Below are 23470 nucleotides of genomic sequence, written 5' to 3' on the forward strand. Positions count from 1 at the left end.
GTTTTTATGACTAGTGCAAGATGGAGGGGAGTAAAAAAACGTGGATAAATTAGCCGTAGAAACTTCAACCGGTAAACATAAGATCAGTCCCAACGGAAAGAAGCCACTCGGGCAACGGATCAAAGAATTCGTTGTGGATTATCGAAGACAATGGGAGATTCAATCGATGATTATCCCTGGCATTATATTTATGATTATTTTCTGTTATGTTCCGATTTATGGACTAACGATTGCCTTCAAAAATTACACGGTCATTGATACGCTGGCCACTGCTCCATGGGTAGGACTGGATAATTTCAGAATCATTTTGTCAGACAAATACTTCTGGGATGCCGTTGTTAATACACTGGGGATCAGCTTTTTGAAACTGGGGATTGGGTTTGTCATTCCGATTATTCTCGCGATCATGATCTACGAGTTAAACAGCGGACGCTTCAAAAAGTTTGTGCAAACGGTTTCATATTTACCTCACTTTTTGTCCTGGATCGTACTTGGGGGAATGCTGATCACCTGGTTTTCAACAACGGGGTTATTTAATCAGTTGTTGCTTAGTCTGGGAGTGATCTCGCAACCGCAGAACATTTTGCTGGATGCAGGCAAGTATTGGTGGATTGCTACCTTATCGGATATCTGGAAAGAGGCAGGTTGGGGAACCATTCTGTATTTGGCGATTATGGCAAAGATTGATCCTACGTATTATGAAGCTGCCAAAATCGATGGTGCAAGCCGTCTCAGACAGATCTGGAATATCACATTGCCTAACATGAGATCCATCATCAGCCTAAATCTGATTCTAACTGTAAGCGGTTTATTGGGATCAAATCTGGATCAGACCCTGGTTCTCATGAACTCCCAAAACCGTGATAAAGCGGAAGTGATTAACTCGTATGTCTATCGTATGGGGATGTCACAGGGTGACTTTTCATATGCAACGGCCGTTGGCTTGGGTGTCTCAATCATCTCTGTCATTCTGCTCGTTACGGCGAACAAAATCACAAGCAAATTAAACGATAATCAATCTGTGTTGTAAGAAGGAGGCATCCCGCGTGAATGGAAAGGTGGCAAAAGAAGATCTCGATAGTCGGATCTTTGATACGTTAAACATGATATTGCTAATCATCTGTACAATCGTTATTCTGGTTCCGCTCTGGAATGTCATCATCTCTTCCTTTAGTTCAGGCAAAGCGTTAGCGGAAGGTGGATTCATCTTCTGGTCACCGGAATTCTCGCTGGAGAATTACAGAGCGGTATTCAACGATCAGGGGATCTGGCAGGCCTTCTTCATATCGGTGTCCAAAACAACGATTGGTGTTGTTACACATGTGTTCTTTTGTGCCATGGTTGGATACGGTCTGAGCAAAAAGTACATAAGAGGCCGTAAATTATATGTTGCCATGGGCGTCATCACGATGTTCTTCTCCGGTGGCATGATTCCAACATACCTGTTAATCAAATCACTCGGATTGTTAAACAGTTTCTGGGTGTACATTATCCCGGCGTTATTCAGCTTTTATGATGTCGTGATTCTGATGAATTTCTTCCGTAATGTACCTGATTCTCTGGAAGAATCAGCTAAGATTGACGGCGCAGGGGATTGGCATATTTTCCTGAAAATCTTCATTCCACTCTCCATGCCTGCCATGGCCACCATTGCGCTATTTAATGGAGTAGGGCAATGGAACGACTTCATGACAACCAAGTTATACATTACCGATCAGTCACTGTATCCACTTCAGATGATGCTCTATGAGATTATCGTTCAGTCCCAGACCCAATCCATGCAAAATGTTGGAGGTTCGGCTGTAATTGAAACAACAACCAAAGGTGTGCAGTTGGCCACCATTGTCATTACAACACTACCTATCGTGCTGATCTATCCCATCGTTCAGAGATACTTTATCTCGGGAATGATGCTTGGTGCGGTCAAGGAATAGGAGCAACAAACACCCCATTTTGAGGAGGAATAAAACATGTTGAAGTTGAACAAGGCATCGGGAAAAAAAGGGATTAAATGGTTCGTGTCATTGCTTTCAGCAGTTATTATGATAACAGGTTGCAGCAGTGGGTCTGGGGGCTCCAGTGAAGGAAACTGGGTTTCCATTGAAGAGCGGTATACTGTTGACCCGGAAAAGCCGGCTTGGCAGTTGGATAAAAAGGAAGAAACTACAGACCTGACGTGGTACGTCAATGCGGATTGGTGGAACACCGATTTTGGCAAGGACATTGTCACCAAGAAAATTAAAGAGGATCTGAATATCAATATTAAATTCATCACGGGTGATGATACCAAGTTAAATACCTTTTTCGCAGGTGGAGATATGCCTGACTTGCTGACCGTATTTGACTCCAATTCTCCTGTGGTACAAAAAGCGGCAACCTGGGCCATGCCGCTGAACGATCTGGCAGAAAAATATGATCCTTACTTCAATAAAGTCGCAGCTGCCGATACATTGAACTGGTTCCAATTGGCGGATGGAAAAACCTACGGTTACCCGAACTATTCCAATACACAGGAAGATTATGATAGCGGTAACATTCCTGCCAAAACGGCATTTATCATTCGTAAGGATGTGTACGAAGCTTTGGGTAGTCCGGTCATTGGAACACCAGAGGAATTCCAAAGTGTGATGAAACGAATTAAGCAAGAGTTCCCTGCACTGATTCCATTTGGATTCAACTCTATTGGTGAAGGAACAGGGTCACTCGGGGATACATTGCAAGATTTCATCGGCGTTCCACTGGAGACCGAATCGGGAGAATTCTATGATCGTAATCTGGATGAAGATTACCTCACATGGTTGAAGACATTGAACACCGTGTACAGAGACGGCAATATCAGTGATGACAGTTTTGCCGATGATGGAACGGCTTTTGAGGAAAAAGTAAAGTCCGGTAAATACGCAACCATGTTGCTTGATGGTACACCTCAACAAGGCGGGAACCTGCAAATATATATGAGTGCCAACCCGGGCAAAGAATATGTTGCCATTGATGGTCCGCAGAGCACCAAGGGCAACGCACCGACGTTAAATCAATCCGGGATAACCGGGTGGATGATCAATTACATCTCCAAGGATTGTAAAGATCCGGCCAAGGCCATTCAGATTTTCACATACTTATTAAGTGAAGAAGGCCAGACACTCATGAATTACGGGATCGAAGGGGAGACCTTCCAGACCAAAACCGACGGTAGTGTAGAATTGCTGCCAGCGGTAAAAGACATGCAACTGAATAACGCGGATCAATTCAAAAAGGATTACCGGATGGGTGAGTTTATGTTCTTCGGTCATGACCGCCACAAAGCACTCAGTGCAGATGCTTTTCCGGAAGCGATTAAACAGATGCAGGAATGGGGCAAAGGCAAGCTGAAACCACACTTCATTCTGGAGAATATTAGCCCGGATCAAGGTACACCTGAAGCTCGTGCGTTGTCAGCAATCAATACAAAATGGAATACAACACTGGTCAGTATGGTACGTTCCAAGGATGATGCATCGTTTGACAATGCACTGGCTGCGTACAAGTCATTTTTAGGTGAAAATCGCTGGGAAGAGATTGTCAAAGTGCGCAGTGAAAAGATGAAACGGAACAAAGAGAAACTGGGCATTCAATAATACAAATTTGAAATATGAAGGAGAATTCTATCCTATGACTACATTCAAAATGTACAAATCCACAGGAGAAGATGAATGTTTTGTACCCGTGTCCTCGGATCAATTGCAACCTCTTGCCCCTGATCTGGAGACAATGACCATTCATCTGGATGATCAGCTAACGTATCAGGAGATGGACGGATTTGGTGCTTCTTTTACCGATTCTTCTGCCTATCTGATTAATCAAATATTGAATGAGGAGCAGCGGGATGAGCTCATGTCCCGGCTGTTCCATCCGGAGAAAGGTATTGGGCTCTCGGTCATTCGTAATCCGATGGGTGCTTCAGACTATGCGAGAACGGTATACAGTTATAACGATATGCCAGAACAGCAGACAGATCCAGAATTAACCCGGTTCAGTATTGCCCATGATGAAGAGGACGTTATTCCTTTAACGCAAAAGGCGCTGGGATTGAATCCTGAACTGAAACTGTTTGCTTCACCATGGAGTGCGCCCGGCTGGATGAAAACAAGTGGATCGATGATTACCGGACAATTGAAGACGGAATGGTATCCCGTTTATGCCGAATATTTTGTGAAATACATTCAAGCGTATACAGAGCATGGATTACCGATCCATGCCATTACACCACAGAATGAGGCGTTATATGAACCTGGGCATTATCCCGGTATGTTGATGCCGGCCGAAGCACAAGCAGACTTTATCCAAAACCATCTCAAGCCAGCCTTTGTTAAAAACGATATTCGAACCAAAATTCTCTGTTATGATCATAACTGGGATCAACCGGACTATCCATTGACCGTGCTGGAACAAGCGGGAGAGGAAGTTGACGGCGTGGCCTGGCACTGGTATGGGGGCGATGCATCTGCTCAAACGAAGGTATACGAAGCCTTTGCAGGCAAAGAAGTGCATTTCACCGAAGGCTCAGGCGGAGAGTGGATCCCGCCATTTGAACAGGCCTTCTCAAATGTGATACGAACGGGAATTCAGATTCTTCGTAATTACAGCAAGTCATTTGTACTCTGGAATATGGCGCTTGATGAGAACAACGGGCCAACCGTTCCGGGATTTGGTCGCAGTACATGTCGTGGGATCGTGCAGGTCAATCAGCAAACAAAGGAACTTACGTATACACTTGATTATTATGCCTTGGCGCATTTTAGTGCTCTGATCCGTCCCAAGGCTGTTCGGATTGAATCAACGTCCAGTGATAATGGAATATGTTCTGTGGCTTTTAAAAATGCCGATGGTTCATTGGCATTAGTCATCTTCAATGATGGGGAGCAGACGGGCAACGTACAGGTTAAGCTGCGCGACGATGTATTGTTGAAGTTCCAGCTTGAAAGTAAGAGTGTCTTATCCGTATTGATCACAGATGTATAAATGGAAGAATTTAAACTAGGCTTTATCAGAAAAGAAAACAAAAGAAGCGATATCCGGAGTGTAGACGGGTATCGCTTCTTTTGGTGATATTGCCTGTGGATGGATCGCATTATACCGGCTGAATGGCAAGATGGGGTGTTCCACTGCTCTCATCAACGAACAGAATATATTGGTTGCCAGCGGTTCCTGTTAAGACCAGACCGGGTTGACCTGCAACACCAGGATTGTAATATCTGAACTGTTGTAGAGTTGGCAGAGACACGGGAAGAGTAGGCTGATTGAGTGCCATTAATTGTGTAGTAGCCTTAACGCTATCTCCAGCTTGGATTACTCCGCCTACACCCAAATGATTGACAATCGAGGAGCTCGCGTTGATTTGCAGGCTGCCTGCTATGGTCTGACTGCCATTGACATTTAGATGGACACCAACGGTTTGATTACCATTAACCTGTAAATCCTGATTTATCGTCTGATTGCCGGTGACAAGAATACTATCAAATGTTGGCAATGACATCATCTCCTATATAGTATTCTTATATTCTATGAGGACAAGATTTGAACCGACCCGGGTGACCACACATTATATGTACGAGATAAAGCCCGTTTTGCGATGAAGAGCGAGTGAAGCGGTCAATAGAAGAAACCATGCCACGATTTTGTGCATATTGTAGGCAGAGGATGTTTTCGTATGGAACGGGAGGGTTTGTTATCCGAAAGAAGTCAAAAATGCAGGTGAAGTCCATAAAAAAGAATCGTTCAGTTCATGATGCAAACCAGTTATTTCTGAGACAGATGCATGCCGTACTGAACAGAAAACTCAAATCCATGCGCAAACACATGGCAGTACAGCAGTTGGATCTCAAGCAACAATGGTTGAAAATGATGCAGGAGGAACGTGCATCTAGCCGAGTAAAGTCCAAAGTGTTCTATAAGGAGTTAAATGTGCTTCTGATTACACCGTGTAATGACCGGGAGATGTCATCACACTGTGTACTGATTGAACAAAGCCTTAAACATCTCGTGAGGCATGTAAATGAGATTAAATATATAGAATCCGTCTCAGCCAGTCTGTCTGCTATGGAGGTTGACCTGATTCTGATTGTTGGAAGTGATGAACAATTGCCAAATGAGAATATTACAGCGTTAAAAACATCAACGGCCAAAAAAGTAATCTGGTTGTCTCCGAATCAAACTGGAAGTCAAAGCGATGCCATGCTGCCGTGGTTGGATCACGTGTTTGTGCAGAATTCATGGTCAATGAGTGACCCTCAGCCACATCTGGCAGGCTCTGCTCGGTATGAACTGTTCATGCCGCCTGATCCCCATATATTCTGTCCGCAAACTGTTCACCCGGAGTACGAATCAGATGTTTATATCATTGGAGATGCGGAACCGGATAGTATCCTAACGACTTTTGCCACATCCGGTCTTCTGAATGACAAAATAGTTCGGGTGGATGGGAAGGGTTGGACTCAGTTTGGAGATTTCTACCCAGTTCACAGTCATGAAGCTCGCCAGATGCTGTATAACGGAAGCAAAATCGTTATTCATAGTGGAGAATCGATCAAACACGTGATGGAAATTGCCACATGCGGGACGTTTCAGCTCATAGGGCCATCGGCGAATCAGAGTAACGTGGTAGACCTTAATATTTTCCAACAATTCACCTCCTGCGAAGAACTCATTCAGAAGTTTGAACATTACTGGCAGAGTATTGATGCAAGAAGACTGGCAGCCAGTCATGCCTTGGCATACATGAAATACAATCAGTCCCATCTGCAAAAAACACTGCGACTGCTGGATATCATTTTTATATAAACCATCAAAAATCACAGGCGTGCAGGCTGCATTATGTTGCTGCATTGGAGGCGTTCAGATTGAAGGTTATTGCTCTGCATCTACCCCAATTTCACCGGATTGAGGAGAATGACCGTTGGTGGGGGGACGGTTTTACAGAATGGACCAATGTAAAAAAAGCCACTCCTTTATACTCGGGTCACCATCAGCCTAACCAGCCATTTCAGGGGAACTATTATGATCTTTCCGATCCAGATGTACGAAAGTGGCAAGCAGAAACAGCCAAACATCATGGCGTTTATGGATTCTGTTATTATCATTATTGGTTCAAAGGTAAACGTTTATTGGAAAAACCGGTTGATGAAATATTGAACAGTGGGGAGCCTGATTTTCCATTTTGTTTGTCTTGGGCCAATGAAACATGGACAAGAAAATGGGATGGGCAGGAATCAGATATTCTCATGGCCCAGAATTATGGGGATCGAGAGGATTGGGAAGAACATTTTAATTATCTGATAAAGGTATTTAAGGACAAACGATATATTCGAGTGGAAGGTAAGCCGCTATTTCTGATCTATCGGCCAGCCAGCATTCCTCAATGTGAGGAAATGATACAGTACTGGCGTGAATTGGCTCTGGGGCATGGCCTAAAAGGGATCCATTTTGTACAGACCATTGGCGGGTTCCCTACATGTAATCATCAGATCTTTGATGCAAGCATGGAATTTGAACCGCATTACACGTTTGCACATGGACATATGAATGGGATCTGGATTCAAATGAACATCAAGGGCCAGCAGCATATTGCCGTGAACTACGACAAGGTATGGTCCTCCATTCTGGAACGAACACCACACCGTAACGGAGAAATTGTCTACCCAGGTGCTTTTGTCAATTGGGACAATACACCGCGGAGAGGCGTTGAAGGACAGAGTACGCTCGGTGCTACTCCAGAGAAATTTGGACTGTATCTATCGAGACAGATGGAGAGAGCAAGGACGCTGTACAAAAGTGAATATCTTTTTGTTAACGCCTGGAATGAGTGGGCGGAAGGGGCTTATCTTGAGCCGGATCAAAACTATGGTTACGCTTATTTGAGAGAACTCAAAAAAGTAACTCAACACGAACGATTGAATAAAAACAAGTCTATAAGAGGGAGTTCCGAATGAGGGAACTCTCTCTGAAGTGAGCTTATTTATAGACCAAGTTTGGTTGTGACTACCGTTTTTTGTCTGCGGTACTCTGTTGGCGTGAGTCCTGTATGCTTTTTGAACTGTCTGGAGAAATAGTACAAATCACTAAAACCGAGATGCTCGGCGATGGCAGTTATTGTGTTTGGGGTGCAGGTCAGCAGTTCCTTGGCTTTATCGATTTTTTTGCCAGTAATATAGAGGATCGGAGGAAGGCCGATCTGCTGCTTGAAGAATCGAATGAAATAATTGGGATGCATGTAAGCGATCTGGGCCAGATCCTGTACCGAAATATTCTCTTCGATATTGGAATCAATGTAAGCCAGAATGGCAGATAATTTCTCCATGACAGGCACGTTAATAAAAGAGATCTGCTCCAGATCCAGATTCATAAGATAGTGGGAAAGTAACTCGGTCAGTTTGCTCTTGGCCATCATATGAGCATAGACTTCATCGGATTTTGCATATGTAAGGATGCTGCTGAAGATTCCTTGGATCAACTCAGGTTGATCTATCGTGCAGATGTGTGGGAATTTCAGAATTTGAAACAAATTGATTCCCCCAACCTTCGCGCTAAAGTGACACCAATATTTGAGAAAAGGACGGTCATTAATGGCGGAGTAGGATTGTTTGATCCCCTCAGGCATTAAAATAAGCTGATTCGGCGCAGGGTAATATTCCTCATCTCCAATCTTGAGCCAACCTTCACCTTCACATATGAAATAAAACTTGCTGTAATCGGGCGTGTAATCCAGATCCCGCCAGTCTGTATCACACCGATTGTAATTGACCATAAATAATTCGACTTGGAGATTGGACAGGTAGTTTGTAAGCAAAGTTTGGTGATTCATACTTTTCATCTCCATACAAGGTTATTATTGTCCATCTAAAAGTTAGTGTTCTGCATGTCTATCCTTCGGTCGCAGCACTACAATACAACTACAGACGATATCAGAAGGGATGAGAACATCACATGGACAAACACGAATATATGCAACAGATTGAAGCAAGGATTGCGAACGGTAAATTCAAGGACAACTGGAGTTCGCTGAGTGCTTTTCAAGTTCCCGAATGGTACCCCAAAGCGAAGTTCGGCATATTCATTCACTGGGGACTGTATTCAGTACCGGCCTATGATAGCGAATGGTATTCGCGAAATATGTACATACAAGGCACCAAAGCTTATGAGCATCACCTTGCGGTGTATGGACCTCATAAGGAATTTGGATATAAAGATTTCATTCCGATGTTTCGTGCAGAGAAGTTCGATGCAGACGAATGGGCAACGTTATTTAAAAAGGCCGGAGCCAAATATGTTATGCCCGTGGCAGAGCATCATGATGGCTTTCAGATGTACAAGAGCTCTATCTCTCACTATAACACATATGAAATGGGCCCCAAACGGGATCTTCTGGGTGAGATGAAGGCTGCGTATGAGAAGCAGGGGCTGACCTTATGTGTGTCGTCTCACCGCGCCGAGCACTGGTTCTTCATGTCTCACGGGAAGGAGTTTGATTCCGATATCAAGGAACCCCTGGAGCGCGGGGATTTCTATTGGCCAGCCATGCCTGAGCCAGATCATCATGATCTGTATGGTTCCCCTCCAACCGAGGAGTATCTGGAAGACTGGTTGATTCGATGCTGTGAACTGGTGGATCAATATCAGCCGAAGGTCTTCTATTTCGATTGGTGGATTCAAACGGTTGCGTTCAAACCCTATCTCAAGAAATTTGCGGCCTATTATTATAACAAAGGTGAAGAATGGGGCGTGCCTGTAGCTATCAATTATAAACATGAGGCTTATATGTTTGGAAGTGCGGTTCCGGATGTAGAGCGCGGACAGTTCGCTGATCTCAAGCCTTATTTCTGGCAAACGGATACGGCTGTCGCTAAAAATTCATGGTGTTATACGGAAAATAATAACTATAAAACGGCTGAGGAGATCATTCGGGATCTCGTCGATATTGTAAGCAAAAACGGAAATTTGCTGCTGAACATTGGACCCAAAGCAGATGGCAGTATACCGGATGAAGATCGTGACATTTTGCTCAGCATCGGCAAGTGGCTCGAAGTGAATGGGGAAGCGATCTATGATACGACATTCTGGCGCACGTTTGGCGAGGGACCGACAGAGGTGAAGGAAGGGCAATTCACGGATGGAGATACGAAGATATTTACGAGTGAAGATATACGCTTTACGTTAAAAGAAAGCAATCTGTATGCCACGGTTCTTGCCTACCCGGATAACGGAGTGATTCACATTAAATCGCTGAAGGAAGGTTCTCATCACTATCAAGGGGTCATTAAGGACATTCAGGTACTTGGATACGAAGAAAAACCGCAATGGGAGAGAACCGCAGAAGCACTGACGATCACAACGACAACTGTGAAGAGTAATGCACCGATTGTTTTCAAAATTGAATTGGACTAATCAACAAAGATCACTTTAATACTGTAAATATAATAAAGAGCGCTATCCGATGAGTATTGTACTCATCGGATAGCGCTCTTTGGGTTGGCTACATGAGGGTTGGTTCACATGCAAAATCTTCTCCATGATATTGAAGGCTCCCAGCAAAAAAATGTAATGCAGCAATTTACTTAACAATTATCACGAAGATCTTTCTTGCTAATATACTGTTATCACCAAATCAGTGATATTCGCCTGTTATGGAATGATTGAGACTCACTAAGGAGGATAAGCAAAAAGATGAAACCAAAGAAACGCATAAGATATGGTTGGAACGGATTTAAAAAAAGTAAAGCTGAGGACTGCGACCACCACCAAGAGCACCATCATAAATGCTTTGACAAAGAAGCCGAATTACTTTTCAAGTTGGTGGGTGAGTTAAAAGGAGCCATTGTACAGGTTTTTGCCAATCCCACCCCGCACAATGTTTCACTTCTGATTGAAGTACTGCGTAAATTACTGGCTTTGATTCATCATTCGGATTTGAAAAAGGGAACCAGGGCAGACCTTGAAGCAGTCTTGGAGCTCACAATTGTATCTGCAGAGGCCGTTCCATTTTCTCCGATCAGTGTGGGAACCAATTTGCAGCAATTGCTGGATGTGCTGCTATCTGTCGTTTTACAGGGAAATATCGATTCGGCTGAGAAAGATCAACTGGTCATTTTGATTCGGGCGACCGAATTGGCCATTACAACAGGGCTTAGAAATATAGGGATTCAGGGCCTTGCTGGACCTGCAGGACCGGCGGGTCCTCAGGGCGTACCTGGTCCACAAGGTCCTGCTGGCGCTGCTGGTTCTCAGGGAGCAGTAGGTCCTGCAGGACCTATAGGGCCGGTTGGGACTGCTGGTACCCAGGGCCCGACAGGTGCTACGGGTGCTACGGGTGCAGCAGGACCGGCAGGTGGTGCAACAGGACCGACAGGTGCAACGGGGAGCACAGGAGCTGTTGGGGCAGCTGGCATTACAGGAGCGACAGGAGTCACTGGGGTTACTGGCGTAACAGGCGCTACGGGTTCTGGAGCAATTATTCCGTTTGCTTCTGGTGGACCTGCCATATTGACAACAGTTGCTGGTGGACTGGTAGGAACTACAAGTCTCATTGGTTTTGGAAGCTCGGCAACGGGAGTCAGCATTCTGGGTGGCACGATTGATTTAACGGGGACGATTGTTGGACCGCTCATTAACTTTGCGTTCTCTGTCCCACGGGATGGCGTTATAACTTCCATTGCTGCCTATTTTAGTACAACAGCAACCTTAGCCTTGGTAGACTCAACGGTGACCATCACTGCGCAATTATTCAGTTCACCGACTCCGGATAATGCTTTTACTGCGGTTCCAGGGGCCGTCGTTACACTGGCGCCTCCACTCACTGGTAATATTGCTTTGGGTACCATCTCCAATGGCATAACAACCGGATTGACTATACCCGTGACTGCACAGACACGTCTGCTGCTGGTGTTCTCAGCAACAGCAACCGGATTAACACTTTTGAATACGGTTATTGGTTATGCAAGTGGCGGTGTGAACATTACATGATAACCGGGATGAATGAACTCAATGAATGGATGCGAACACAATAGAAATGCAAACAAGCTGAAGTCGATCATATATCAACTTCAGCTTGTTTTTTTGTCACCACATGTAAGGGTGAAGTATTGACTTAAAGGGTGAGAAATAGTTATAAAGAACTACTTAATTCCTTTAAAAATATCAATTGTTCGTAATTGTGAAAGGTTAGGGAGGAATGAAGAGACATCAGACATACAAAAGCCTTAAAAATGCTTATTTTCTATATTTTTCAATAAAAGTGCTTGTATATCTCGAAAAATGACTTTATACTATACCAATAAAATCCAATTAAATTCTTAATCTACTATTATATGTAATTTAAATGGTTTTTCACTCACTCGAATTACGATCGAAATTCATATTCACTACTCCTTAGCAAGCGTTCTGCTAACGCTCCTGATTACCCTTCCACATGAATGCTTATAGACATTCACTCTCATTGCATTACTCAAATACCCAAGCCGTTTACTCTCTGATTTAATCCTATACATTCAATCTCCTAAACTTCCAAGTGAAAAATCATAGACTGATCTGTTATCTCTACTGACCCATATGGATCCCTAACCAGACCTGTAAAGGAGGTGAGGCTTTATGTGAAATCGAGGGCGTTTATTCCGCCCGTAATAAAGGTTAGTCTACCGTTTTCTTCTGCAGAGAAGGGCACATGTACCAGACTAAATTACAAAACCGGGTAAAAGGAGTGGAAAAGTTTGATAAAGATTAATCGGTTACGCAAGCCCATCTCCATGGGGCTCTCGCTTCTCCTTGCATTTTCGATCATTCATCCGGTTTCAGCTGAAAACTCCCCATCATCCAAATTGGATATGAAATCTGGACTCGCCAAAGTTTCGGAGGCTAAAGTAAACGCCAAGTTGACCAAAGAATTTGAAGGTAGTGAATATGTTACCTATCTGGTGAAAATGAAGGAACAGGTGGATACGGCAGCAGTCTCCAAACAGGCTCTCGAAAAGGCGACCATCGCCAAACAAACGCCTTCAGCCACAAAGCTGTCCGTTCGGAATTCAGTCGTCAGCTCTCTGCGAGAAACGGCCTCACGTACGCAATATCCATTGGAAACTTATCTGGAAAAGGAAGTTGACCTGGGCAAGGTCAAAGAATATAAAAGCTATTTTATTGTCAATTCACTGGCAGTGACAAGTACCAAAGAAGTCATGGAACAGATTGCGTTGCTGCCTGAAGTAGAGAAGATTCTACCGAATGAGACACGATACTTACAGAAAGCCGAAGTGAGTAAAGAACCGGTGAATGCGGCATCAGCCAAAGATGATGTCCAAACGCCAGCCAAAGACTCTTCAGTCGGAGTCAAAGACAAAGAGCCTGCTGCAAAGGACAAGCTTGCAACAGAGAATGTGGAATGGAATCTGGATTACATCAATGCGCCAGCCGTGTGGGATCGGGGCATTGATGGAACAGGCATTGTCGTTGCCAATCTGGACAGCGGTGTGGATTATACCCACCCGGCGCTTCGCAGCAAATGGCGGGGCCTGGATGCTTCGGGCAATATCGTTGATCCCGAACTGAGTTGGTATGATCCGCACAGTAATGCTTCACTTCCTGCGGATGGAGACGGGCATGGTACACACACGATGGGTACGATGGTTGGCTCCGAAGCAGATGGCACCAACCAGATCGGGGTTGCTCCCGGTGCAAAGTGGATTGGTGTACGGATATTCAATCCGGAAACAACAGATGCCATTATTCTGGACGGCGGACAATGGTTGATTGCTCCTGTGGATGCGGAAGGCAATCTGCATCCTGAACTTGCACCGGATGTCGTGAACAATTCATGGGGCGGAGGAGCAGGACTGGATGAGTGGTTCCGACCGATGGTGCAAGCCTGGCGAGATGCCCAGATTTTTCCGGAATTCTCCGCAGGAAATGTGAGACTGGGTAACCCGGGCGGACCTGGTTCTGTTGCCAACCCGGCGAACTATCCTGAAAGTTTTGCTACAGGAGCAACCGATATCAACGGCAACCTGGCTTCGTTCTCCCTGCTGGGCCCATCCCCGTATGGTGAGATCAAACCGGAAGTATCTGCTCCTGGTGTGAATATCCGTTCAGCAGTTCCAGGCGGTGTATATGAGGGAGGCTGGAATGGAACATCCATGGCAGGCCCGCATACAACTGCGCTTGCTGCACTCCTGCTTCAGGCCAATCATTCCCTTACAGTGGATCAGCTGGAGCAGATCATTACAGATACAGCCACGCCGAGAACAGATAGTCAGTATCCAACATCTCCTAATAACGGCTACGGTCATGGCATTATTAATGCTCTTGATGCTGTGGGTTCTGTACTCGAAGGCATCGGCACGGTATCCGGCAGAGTGGTTACAGCCGGAGATGATCTGGAAGAGCCGGTACTGGAACACACCCCTGTCAATTCAGCCTTTACAGGCATCGATATACCACTAACAGCACATGTCACAGATAATGTCGCAGTAGTCTCCGTCGAGGCTTTTGCCAAAACGACTGGCACCAACCAGTATGTCTATCTGCCGATGAATCGGATCGATGGAGATAACAAAGATGGTACGTACACAGCGACCATTCCGGCATTTCTCATTGAGCCACAAGGCGTGGAGTATTATATTCGCGTGAACGACTACGGCAACAACGGATTCGAAAGTGAAGTATACAAGGTGGCTGTCTCCAATGGTGTTCAGCCAGGATACCTTCAGGATTTTGAAGAAGATCAGCTGGGCTTCACGACTGGTGGTACCGGAAGTACCTGGGTATGGGGAGCACCAAGCAGTGGTCCTGGAAGTGCTTACTCCGGTGACAAGGTGATTGCAACCAACCTGCAAGGGACTTATCTGGCAAATAGTAACGCATATCTGCTTGCGCCACCAATTGATCTCACCGAGAGTCCAGAAGGTGCGCTAGTATCTTTCAAACACTGGTATGATCTGGAGAATAACATCGACTTTGGCAAAGTATATATCGCTTCCGAGGACAGTGATTATGTGTTCGAAGAGTTGTTAAGCTTCACGGGTGCGGGTGGTAACTGGAAGAAACAATATGTGGACCTTCGCGAATACGCGGGACAACAGGTGTTCATCAAATTCAATCTGACCAGTGATAACTCGGTGCAAAAGGCTGGTTGGTACATTGATGATTTCGCAGTTGAAGAATTGGATGATCTTGCACCAGGAGCTCCTGCGGGATTAACAGCAACCGCTGATATTCTGGGCAACGTAGCCTTGAGCTGGACTGGACCGGGCGATGAGGATCTCGAATCCTATGTTGTATATCGTTCCACAACAGCAGGTACAGGTTATGAATCCATTGGAACTACCACAGGAACAACGTTTACAGATACGGCTACAGTTACGGATTCGACCTATTATTATACCGTTGCCGCACTAGATTATAGTGGCAATGAAAGCGACAAGTCGAATGAGGTCTCCATTACGGTGGAGGTGCCTGAGGATATCTACATTGATCATTTCGATGGCAGTGATGATAATGGCTGGACTCATTCGGGAACCAAAGATGAATGGGAACGCGGCATTCCGGTAACGGGACCTGCCAGCGCTGTTTCTCCGCCGAATGTCTGGGCGACTGATCTGGACAATACGTACGAGAATGGCTCCAACTATTCGCTCGTATCCCCAGTCATTGATTTGACGGATGTATCCGAAGGAACACTTACATTTAATCATTGGTACGAGATTGAGAGCGGATACGATTACGGATATGTGGAAGTCACCAAAGATGGTGGAACGACATGGTCAGAACTGGGCAAATTCTCACATAGTACAAACGGTAAACAATGGACACCGGTATTTTATGACCTGGATGCACTTACCGGCAATGAAGTACAATTCCGGTTCCGTCTGACTTCAGACAACAGTGTTGTGAGGACAGGTTGGTTTATTGATGATTTCCGGGTACTGGGTGTTGCTGCGGAGACGGTCACAGAGGACAGTGCCGTTGTGCTTAACAGTGACAAACCAAAACCGTCCTATGATAACCCTTGGTACAAAATTTCGCGGACAGACAAAGCGGAATTCAACAAAACGAAACAGCAACAACCGGAAGTCGAAAAACCAGGAACAGGTTCGGTTACTCCACAAAGCCTGCCTGCAAGTGCAACGGTTACCGTATTGGAAACCGGACGTTCGGTGAAGACAGATTCGGCTACAGGCAAGTACAGCTTCACACACGTAGCAGGTGATTACACGTTAAAAGCTGAGGCATATGGATATTATCCTCAAACTCAGCAGGTAACGATCACCGATGGCAGTGGAGCCAAAGCCAACTTTAATCTGGAGGCAATCCCGCATGGACAGATTGAAGGTGTAGTAACGGATGAGCGGACAGGACAACCACTGGCTGATGCTTCCGTTCTCGTCGTCGAAGATGCCAATGTAGGTGAAGTTCGCACAGGTTCAGATGGCAGTTTCGTTATTCAGGTATTGGAAGGAAGCTATACTTTATCCATCCGGGCTGCGGATTATTACAGTAAGACGGTTACTGTGACTGTACCTGGTAATGGTACGGCAGAGGCAAATGTTGCCTTGAAACCATTCATCGGCTTCCCGGGGGAAATTGCTTATGATGATGGAACAGCAGAGAACGCACGAGCTTTTAACGCTGCGGATAACGCTTGGGCAGTTCGAATGACACCAGAGCTGGAGACTGCACAACTTACGGGTGCATCGTTCCGTTTCTGGAACACCGAGTGGCCTGTGCCTGGAGGTACAGCGTTCAAATATGCCGTCTATGATGCATCGGGTCCTGGCGGAGCTCCGGGACGACAACTGGCTGGACCATTTGACGGTACTGCACTTCGTAACGATCAATGGACAACCGTTGAATTCCCGGAACCGGTCATTGTAACGGGCGACTTCTATATCGTGTATGTACAGAGTATTGCTGGAACTGGCGCTCCGGGACTCGCTACCGATGAGGATGGTACGAATGCAGGTCGAAGCTGGCAGCGAGTAAGTGGGGTGTGGAGTACTTCACCTGCAGAAGAAGGTAACTACATGATTCGTGCAGTTGTGAGATACCCGGTAAATGCACCTGTGCTCACAGTACCAGCGAACACGTATACGAATCAATCGACCTTCACTGTGTCGGGAACGTCTCCGGCATCCGGCGCACAGATTAAGATTTACAACGGCAAAGATCTCGCTGGCACGACAACTGTCGCAAATGGGAAGTTCTCATACGGTGTGAAACTCCGTTCTGGCATTAATGCGATTACTGCCGAGGCAGTAGTTGACGGAAAAACAACCGACCGCTCACTCCCCGTTGTCATCATTTTGGATCAGACCAAACCACAGTTGACGATTGTTACACCAGAGCAAGGGGATCGTATCAATGCAGAAGTTGTTCACGTAACGGGAAATGTCGTGGAACAATTCCTCGATAAGGTAACCGTTAACGGACAAACCGTACAAGTGGGCAAAGACAGAAGCTTCAGTCACCGCGTATTGGTCAATGAAGGCGAGAACACAATTACCATTACTGCAACCGATATCGCTGGTAACAAAACGACCGTAACCCGCACCGTCTACGTGGAAACGGCGTTGCCAGAACTTACGAATATTACGCCAGCGGAAGATGTTCGAATCACATCAGGAGAGAGTGTCAGCGTTTCGTTTGAAAGTAAACCTGGTCTGCAAGCATCTTTCCGAATTCAGTTACCGCTGAATCTGAATGCCCAAGGGGCAGGAGAGGTTCCATTGGTGGAGACTGAACCTGGGCGTTACACGGGAACGTACACAACACCTTCATCCCTTGTTCTTGAGGGTGGAGTCATTGTAATTCGTGCTCAGGATGCAGCTGGCAACAAAGTAGAAGCCGAAGCAGCTGGACGATTGTTCGTCACCGCAGCACAGGAACAATCCAATCCAGAACCAGATTCGAGCCTTGAAGAGACAGAATCTACTGAACTTAGTCCACCGTCTGCTGAGGGTCTGCAACCTTAATTAATCAAAATATGACATGGATGACAACTGCGTTTTAACCATCTAAGCACGAAGCCGATAAGCCGAGTTATCCGGGCTTGTCGGCTTTTTGTTGTATCTCAATTCACATCTGGTGCCTAAGACTAATGAATTGATCCAGGACGCGTTTGAAGACCATTGGGGTGGATACCCCAGCATGGTCGAATCGCAAGGTGATTCGATATTATCGTCATGCCACCAAATGAAGTGACGAATAATAATCATCCCGGTTCACAACGAGGACGGTTATTGGTATAACCAAACCAGACAAGCCCTCTCGATCTCTATTCTTCACATTAATGATATAACATGATATATTAGGATGTAGAACATGAGAAGTATGGGTATTTATGGAGGTGCTTGTATTGGGGAAAGACTCGGCATCCAAGCCGATGTATGAACAGATCTTTGAATCCTTGCGTGAACGGATACAGCTTCATGAATATCAAGTGGGTGAGCGTGTTCCTTCGGAAAAGGAATTATGTGATGAATTCGGAGTTAGCCGGATTACGACGAAAAAGGCGCTTGAGATGCTGGCGAGTGAACAATTAATAGTTCGTCAGCCGGGACGGGGTTCTTTTGTAGCCAACACGGCAGATGTGTTACAAGAAAGACCTATCAGACCTGCTCCGCATGCTGCGGTTAAAGATCCGGAGAAGAAGCTGCTCATTGGTCTGGTCATTACCAACTTCAGTGATATGTATGGTACAGAACTGTTATATGGAATGGAAGAAGCTTCACGAGCGCATGATTGTTTTCTCGTACTTAGACGATCCTTCGGGATTCCCGAGCAGGAAGAACAGAGCATTCAGGAACTGCTGGAACTGGGAGTGGATGGATTAATTATCTTCCCGGCACAGGGTGAATATTTCAGCGATGAAATTCTTAAACTGGTCGTTAACAAATTTCCGTTTGTCCTGATTGACCGGTACTTGAAAGGCATTCCGGCTTCATCTGTCAGTACGGATAACGTAGGCGCGGCGAGAGAAGGAATGAATTATTTGTTCGATCTCGGTCACCGACATATCGCTTTTCTGACGCAGCCTCCGGCCAACACTACACCGATTGAAGAACGAATCGAAGGGATTATTGAGGCACATCATGATCAAGGGGTGCTGGTGAACAGGGAACTGTGGTTAGAATCTTTTCTTTCGACACTGCCTAGTGTGTTCGATCCTCAAGTCGAGGTCCGCGATGTGGAGACACTGGTGGAACATTTACAGAAATATCCGCAGATTACTGCCCTTTTTGCTGCGGAGTATCATATTGCTTTACTTGCAGAACAGGCAGCAGATCAGCTTGGTCTGAGGATACCGGAAGATTTGTCCATCATTTGTTTTGATAGTCCAAACGCAGCCGAAGGAAGTCGTGTAACTCATATGCGACAAAGCCAGTTTGATATGGGGAAACAAGCATTTGAGATGGTGCTTCAAAGTATGCAGAACAACGAAATGGCAGTGAAAAGAGTTGTTTTGCCAGCCCGTTTGGTGAAGGGGAAGTCAACAGGTACGCTGAAACAAAAGAGTTAATTTTGGCGGCTTTATAATCATTATGTTCAAAGAGGGACTTCGTGGAAACGAGGTCTCTTTTTGTTGTGGATAAAAAAGGGGAACAGCACCTTGATTGGTATACTATTTAGTGCGGTTAAACTAAAATAACATGCTAATATACAAATAAATATATTGACATAACATTATATTCGTTTTAGGATGATGAAAGCGGTTAACAAATTGGATTACATAAGGAGGACAACATGCTGAAACCCAGAGATGATCAAGAAATTTCCCCCTCGATATACGACATGATTGATCGGGTTAACCAACGTATGCCGGATTTTCCGGAACTTAACCAAATGTTCAAAAACTGTTTTACCAATACAATGGCGACCACAATTCAGCGCAAAGAAGATGGCACAACTTTTGTGATTACGGGAGATATCCCTGCCATGTGGTTACGTGATTCTGCTGCTCAGGTAAGACCCTATCTGGTCCTCGCTTCTGAGGATGAAGATATTGCTGACATGATCACTGGATTGGTTGAACGTCAACTGAATTATATTCTCCTGGACCCTTATGCAAACGCTTTTAATGAGACGGAGAGTGGGAAAGGACATCAGGAAGATCTGACGCAGATGAATGATTGGATCTGGGAACGGAAGTATGAGATCGACTCTCTGGCTTATCCCATTCAGCTCAGTTATCTCTTGTGGAAGAACACGGGAAGAACAACGCAATTCAATGATACGTTTCGCAAAGCAGCCCAGATTATCATGCAGTTATGGCAAGTGGAACAGCATCATGAGACGAAATCACCTTACACGTTCCAGCGTCTGGATGCTCCCGAAACCGATACACTCAGCCGAGAGGGACGAGGTACGGAAACAGCCTACACAGGCATGACTTGGTCGGGATTCCGTCCCAGCGACGATCGCTGTGAATATGGTTATCTGATTCCATCCAATATGTTTGCCGTTGTGGCGCTTCGATATCTACAGGAAATTGCTGAAGCTGTGCTCAAGGATGAATCGCTGGCAGCGACTGCTCAGCAGTTGGAGCAACAGATCAACAAAGGTATTCAGGATTATGGCACCGTTGAACATCCGGAATATGGAACTATATACGCGTACGAAACAGATGGTAAGGGCAATCACAATCTGATGGATGATGCCAATGTGCCGAGCCTGTTGTCTTTACCTTATCTCGGATATGTGGAGGAGAACGACGAGGTGTATCAGAATACACGCCGTTTCATTCTATCCTCGCACAACCCGTATTTTTATGAGGGAACAGCTGCTGCTGGAATCGGTAGTCCGCATACACCAGAAGGGTACATCTGGCATATCGCTTTATCCATGCAGGGGCTAACTACAGAGGATCGTCACGAAAAACTGCGATTGCTCCAGCTCATTCAGAAAACGGATGCGGATACCGGATTGACCCATGAAGGCTTTTCGGCCAACAATCCACATGAATATACACGTCCGTGGTTTTCATGGTCCAACATGCTCTTTAGTGAGCTGATGATGGATTATTGCGGATTCCGCGTACAGAAATAGGATAGCAAAGCAAGAGAGGACCTGCGAGTACATCATAACGTTCGGAGTTCGTTGAATTCCGACAAGAGGAGAGCGAACCATGAGAAAATATTCATTGAAAATGCCGGTAGCAGCAGTTATGACATCCTTGCTCATTCTAACCACAGCCTGTTCAGGCGGAAGTTCAAGTACAGGAACAACCAGTGATGGCAAGAAGGAAGTAACCGTATCGTTCCGTTCTTCAGGATCTGAAGATACACTTACGAAGTTTTTCCAATCAGGCTTGGTGGATCAATTCGAGAAAGAAAATCCGGATATCAAAATTAACATTGCACCTGTACTGGCTAGTGAGGGTGATTATACGTCCAAAATGGTTTTGCAGATGAAATCGCCTGACACGGCGCCTGATGTCATTGCCGAAGATACATCCATCATCAAATCGGACGCTGCTGCGGGATATCTGGAGCCACTGGATACACAGGTTCAGGGATGGCCTGATTGGGAAGAGCACATCATCGACAACCTGAAGGCAGGGGTTACTGGCGAAGATGGCAAAGTGTACGGCGTTCCGGCTACCTCGGATACACGCGGGATCTGGTACAACAAGGAACTGTTCCAACAGGCGGGACTTGAAGTTCCTTTCAAACCTGCAAGCTGGGCAGAAGTCCTCGAAGCAGCACGTACCATCAAGCAAAAATTGCCAGGTGTGACACCGCTTAATATGATCGTGGGTAAAGCAAACGGTGAGGGTGTTACCATGCAAACGCTGGAAATGCTGCTTTATGGTACGGCGGATACGCTGTATAACGACACTACCAAAAAATGGGTAGTTAACAGCCCTGGGCTGCTGGATTCCTTCAAATTCATAGATCAAGTGTTTAACACGGATAAAACAGGTCCGACCATGCAGGTCGCCCTGAATGGACAAGCTGGCAGTATTGCATTCCAGCAACAGTTCCCACAGGATAAACTGGCGATGGCAGTTGATGGGAGCTGGGCAGGTTCGACATGGGCCGAGAACGGTGCTGCTCCAATTGCCAACGTCGAAGAGAAAATAGGCTTTGCGCCATTCCCAACACAAAATGGGGAAGAACCTGGAGCAACGACAATGTCTGGAGGATGGGCTTGGTCTGTTCCTGCACAAGCGAAAAATAAGGAAGCCGCTTGGAAATTCATCGAGTTCCTGATGAATAAGGAAAATGCGACTGCACGTGTAATAGCGGAAGGTAGCCTTAGTCCACGTAATGATTCCACAGAAGTTGAAGGTTATACCGATCGTCCATATACGAAAGAAGCACAGGAACTCTTGAATGTGGCCCACTTCCGTCCAGCGAACGATCAATATGCAGCGGTATCCGCCCAATTGCAAAGCATTGTTGAGAGCATTGCCTCTGGCAAGCTGACGCCGGAAGACGGAATTACGCAATTGAAGGACAACGTATCCCGTTCCCTTGGCGCGGACAGCATCGAAGAGAAATAAGGATATCGATATATTCGGAGGGGGAGGCATAATCTCCCCTTTTTCCGGTTCGAATGGAGAGTGACTTATGAAAAGGAAAGCACCAGGTTCATTTCTGTTTCTCATGCCTTCCGTACTGTTATTACTTGTGTTTTTCATTGTTCCCATCATTCTGACGATCTGCTTTGCCTTTACGAATATGGCTCTGACCGGGGCGGCAGCCAAGAGTCTGGAGTTTGTCGGATTCCAGAATTTCATTAATATGTTCCATGATCCGGACTTTCGCATAAGCGTCTGGCGCACGCTGGTCTTTCTCATCTTCTCCGCAGTGATTGGTCAGGTATTGCTTGGGTTCATTCTGGCTCTTCTAATGAAGGAGAAAAATGTGACGTTCCGCCGGGTCATTGGCATCATCGTCATTGCCGGTTGGGTGACACCCGAGATTGTTGTGGCATTCTGTATGGTGGCCTTTTTCAGTGACAATGGTTCATTGAATCAGATTCTCGGCTGGTTTGGGGCAAATCCCATCTCCTGGTTGTTCAGTTTCCCTATGGTGAGTGTCATTATTGCGAATATCTGGCACGGTACAGCCTTCTCGATGATGGTCTATCAATCCGCTCTGGATGATATTCCGAAGGAAGTTGAAGAAGCTGCAATTATTGACAGTGCCACCGGGTTCCAGATTGTCAGACACATTACGATTCCAATGGTAAAAGGGTCCATCGTGACCAACATGATGTTGGTCACCTTACAAACACTGGGCGTGTTCACGTTGATCTATACGATGACTGGTGGTGGCCCGGGTACTTCGACACAAACCCTGCCAATCTTCATGTACAACCAGGCCTTTGTGAACTATCAGTTTGGATACGGCACAGCCATATCGTTGGTTCTGCTGTTCATTGGTATTATCGCCAGCCTGTTCTACATGCGATCCATGAAAGTGAAAGTGTAACCATGAAGGAGGTTCGATCC

The 23470-nt window shown here is 45.8% G+C and carries 15 protein-coding genes; 13 read left to right on the forward strand and 2 right to left on the reverse strand.

Going from position 1 to position 23470, the window contains the following annotated elements:
• Window positions 1-40 precede the first annotated feature (40 nt).
• From ACE3K2_RS09695 to ACE3K2_RS09710, 4 genes are read left to right on the forward strand one after another with little or no spacing between them, the layout of a single operon-like run.
• Window positions 41-1030: an ABC transporter permease gene (locus tag ACE3K2_RS09695; RefSeq protein ID WP_421889268.1), complete on the forward strand. Its 990-nt coding sequence runs from the start codon at window positions 41-43 to the stop codon at window positions 1028-1030.
• Between the two features lie 16 nt (window positions 1031-1046).
• Window positions 1047-1934 (forward strand): carbohydrate ABC transporter permease, encoded by an 888-nt coding sequence (locus ACE3K2_RS09700; RefSeq protein ID WP_017688674.1) that lies wholly within the window; start codon window positions 1047-1049, stop codon window positions 1932-1934.
• Between the two features lie 36 nt (window positions 1935-1970).
• Window positions 1971-3614, forward strand: a complete 1644-nt coding sequence (locus ACE3K2_RS09705) for a sugar ABC transporter substrate-binding protein (RefSeq protein WP_421889270.1) — start codon at window positions 1971-1973, stop codon at window positions 3612-3614.
• A 34-nt stretch (window positions 3615-3648) separates the two neighbouring features.
• Window positions 3649-4998, forward strand: a complete 1350-nt coding sequence (locus ACE3K2_RS09710; RefSeq protein ID WP_421889272.1) for a glycoside hydrolase family 30 protein — start codon at window positions 3649-3651, stop codon at window positions 4996-4998.
• 109 nt (window positions 4999-5107) lie between these two features.
• Here the strand turns inward: ACE3K2_RS09710 and ACE3K2_RS09715 are convergent, their stop codons facing one another.
• Entirely contained in the window at window positions 5108-5512 is a 405-nt protein-coding gene (locus tag ACE3K2_RS09715; protein WP_421889274.1) for a hypothetical protein, read from the reverse strand.
• 218 nt (window positions 5513-5730) lie between these two features.
• Here ACE3K2_RS09715 and ACE3K2_RS09720 point away from each other — a divergent pair, with 218 nt between their 5' ends.
• Both ACE3K2_RS09720 and ACE3K2_RS09725 read left to right on the forward strand, forming a co-directional pair.
• Window positions 5731-6816, forward strand: a complete 1086-nt coding sequence (locus ACE3K2_RS09720; RefSeq protein ID WP_421889276.1) for a hypothetical protein — start codon at window positions 5731-5733, stop codon at window positions 6814-6816.
• A 59-nt stretch (window positions 6817-6875) separates the two neighbouring features.
• A complete protein-coding gene (locus ACE3K2_RS09725) occupies window positions 6876-7964 on the forward strand; it encodes a glycoside hydrolase family 99-like domain-containing protein (protein WP_421889278.1) in 1089 nt (362 codons plus the stop codon).
• Window positions 7965-7990: 26 nt separating this feature from the next.
• On the opposite strand, the gene ACE3K2_RS09730 is transcribed toward ACE3K2_RS09725, so the two are convergent.
• Complete coding sequence (locus ACE3K2_RS09730) at window positions 7991-8836, reverse strand: AraC family transcriptional regulator (protein ID WP_421889279.1); 846 nt, start codon at window positions 8834-8836, stop codon at window positions 7991-7993.
• A gap of 122 nt (window positions 8837-8958) precedes the next feature.
• On the opposite strand from ACE3K2_RS09730, the gene ACE3K2_RS09735 reads away from it, so the two are divergent.
• The 7 genes from ACE3K2_RS09735 (at window position 8959) to ACE3K2_RS09765 (ending at window position 23450) form a co-directional block, all read left to right on the forward strand.
• Window positions 8959-10416, forward strand: a complete 1458-nt coding sequence (locus ACE3K2_RS09735) for an alpha-L-fucosidase (protein ID WP_421889281.1) — start codon at window positions 8959-8961, stop codon at window positions 10414-10416.
• 279 nt (window positions 10417-10695) lie between these two features.
• On the forward strand, window positions 10696-11991 hold the full coding sequence (locus ACE3K2_RS09740) for an exosporium glycoprotein BclB-related protein (protein WP_421889283.1): 1296 nt from the start codon (window positions 10696-10698) through the stop codon (window positions 11989-11991).
• Window positions 11992-12734: 743 nt separating this feature from the next.
• Entirely contained in the window at window positions 12735-17984 is a 5250-nt protein-coding gene (locus tag ACE3K2_RS09745) for a S8 family serine peptidase (protein WP_421889285.1), read from the forward strand.
• Window positions 17985-18358: 374 nt separating this feature from the next.
• A complete protein-coding gene (locus tag ACE3K2_RS09750; RefSeq protein WP_421891133.1) occupies window positions 18359-19531 on the forward strand; it encodes a GntR family transcriptional regulator in 1173 nt (390 codons plus the stop codon).
• A 224-nt stretch (window positions 19532-19755) separates the two neighbouring features.
• On the forward strand, window positions 19756-21057 hold the full coding sequence (locus tag ACE3K2_RS09755) for a glycoside hydrolase family 125 protein (protein ID WP_421889287.1): 1302 nt from the start codon (window positions 19756-19758) through the stop codon (window positions 21055-21057).
• Between the two features lie 79 nt (window positions 21058-21136).
• On the forward strand, window positions 21137-22516 hold the full coding sequence (locus tag ACE3K2_RS09760; RefSeq protein WP_421889289.1) for an extracellular solute-binding protein: 1380 nt from the start codon (window positions 21137-21139) through the stop codon (window positions 22514-22516).
• A 67-nt stretch (window positions 22517-22583) separates the two neighbouring features.
• Complete coding sequence (locus tag ACE3K2_RS09765; protein WP_091016580.1) at window positions 22584-23450, forward strand: carbohydrate ABC transporter permease; 867 nt, start codon at window positions 22584-22586, stop codon at window positions 23448-23450.
• Window positions 23451-23470: the final 20 nt, after the last annotated feature.

It is taken from the genome of Paenibacillus sp., from assembly GCF_048976745.1.
Taxonomy (GTDB): domain Bacteria; phylum Bacillota; class Bacilli; order Paenibacillales; family Paenibacillaceae; genus Paenibacillus.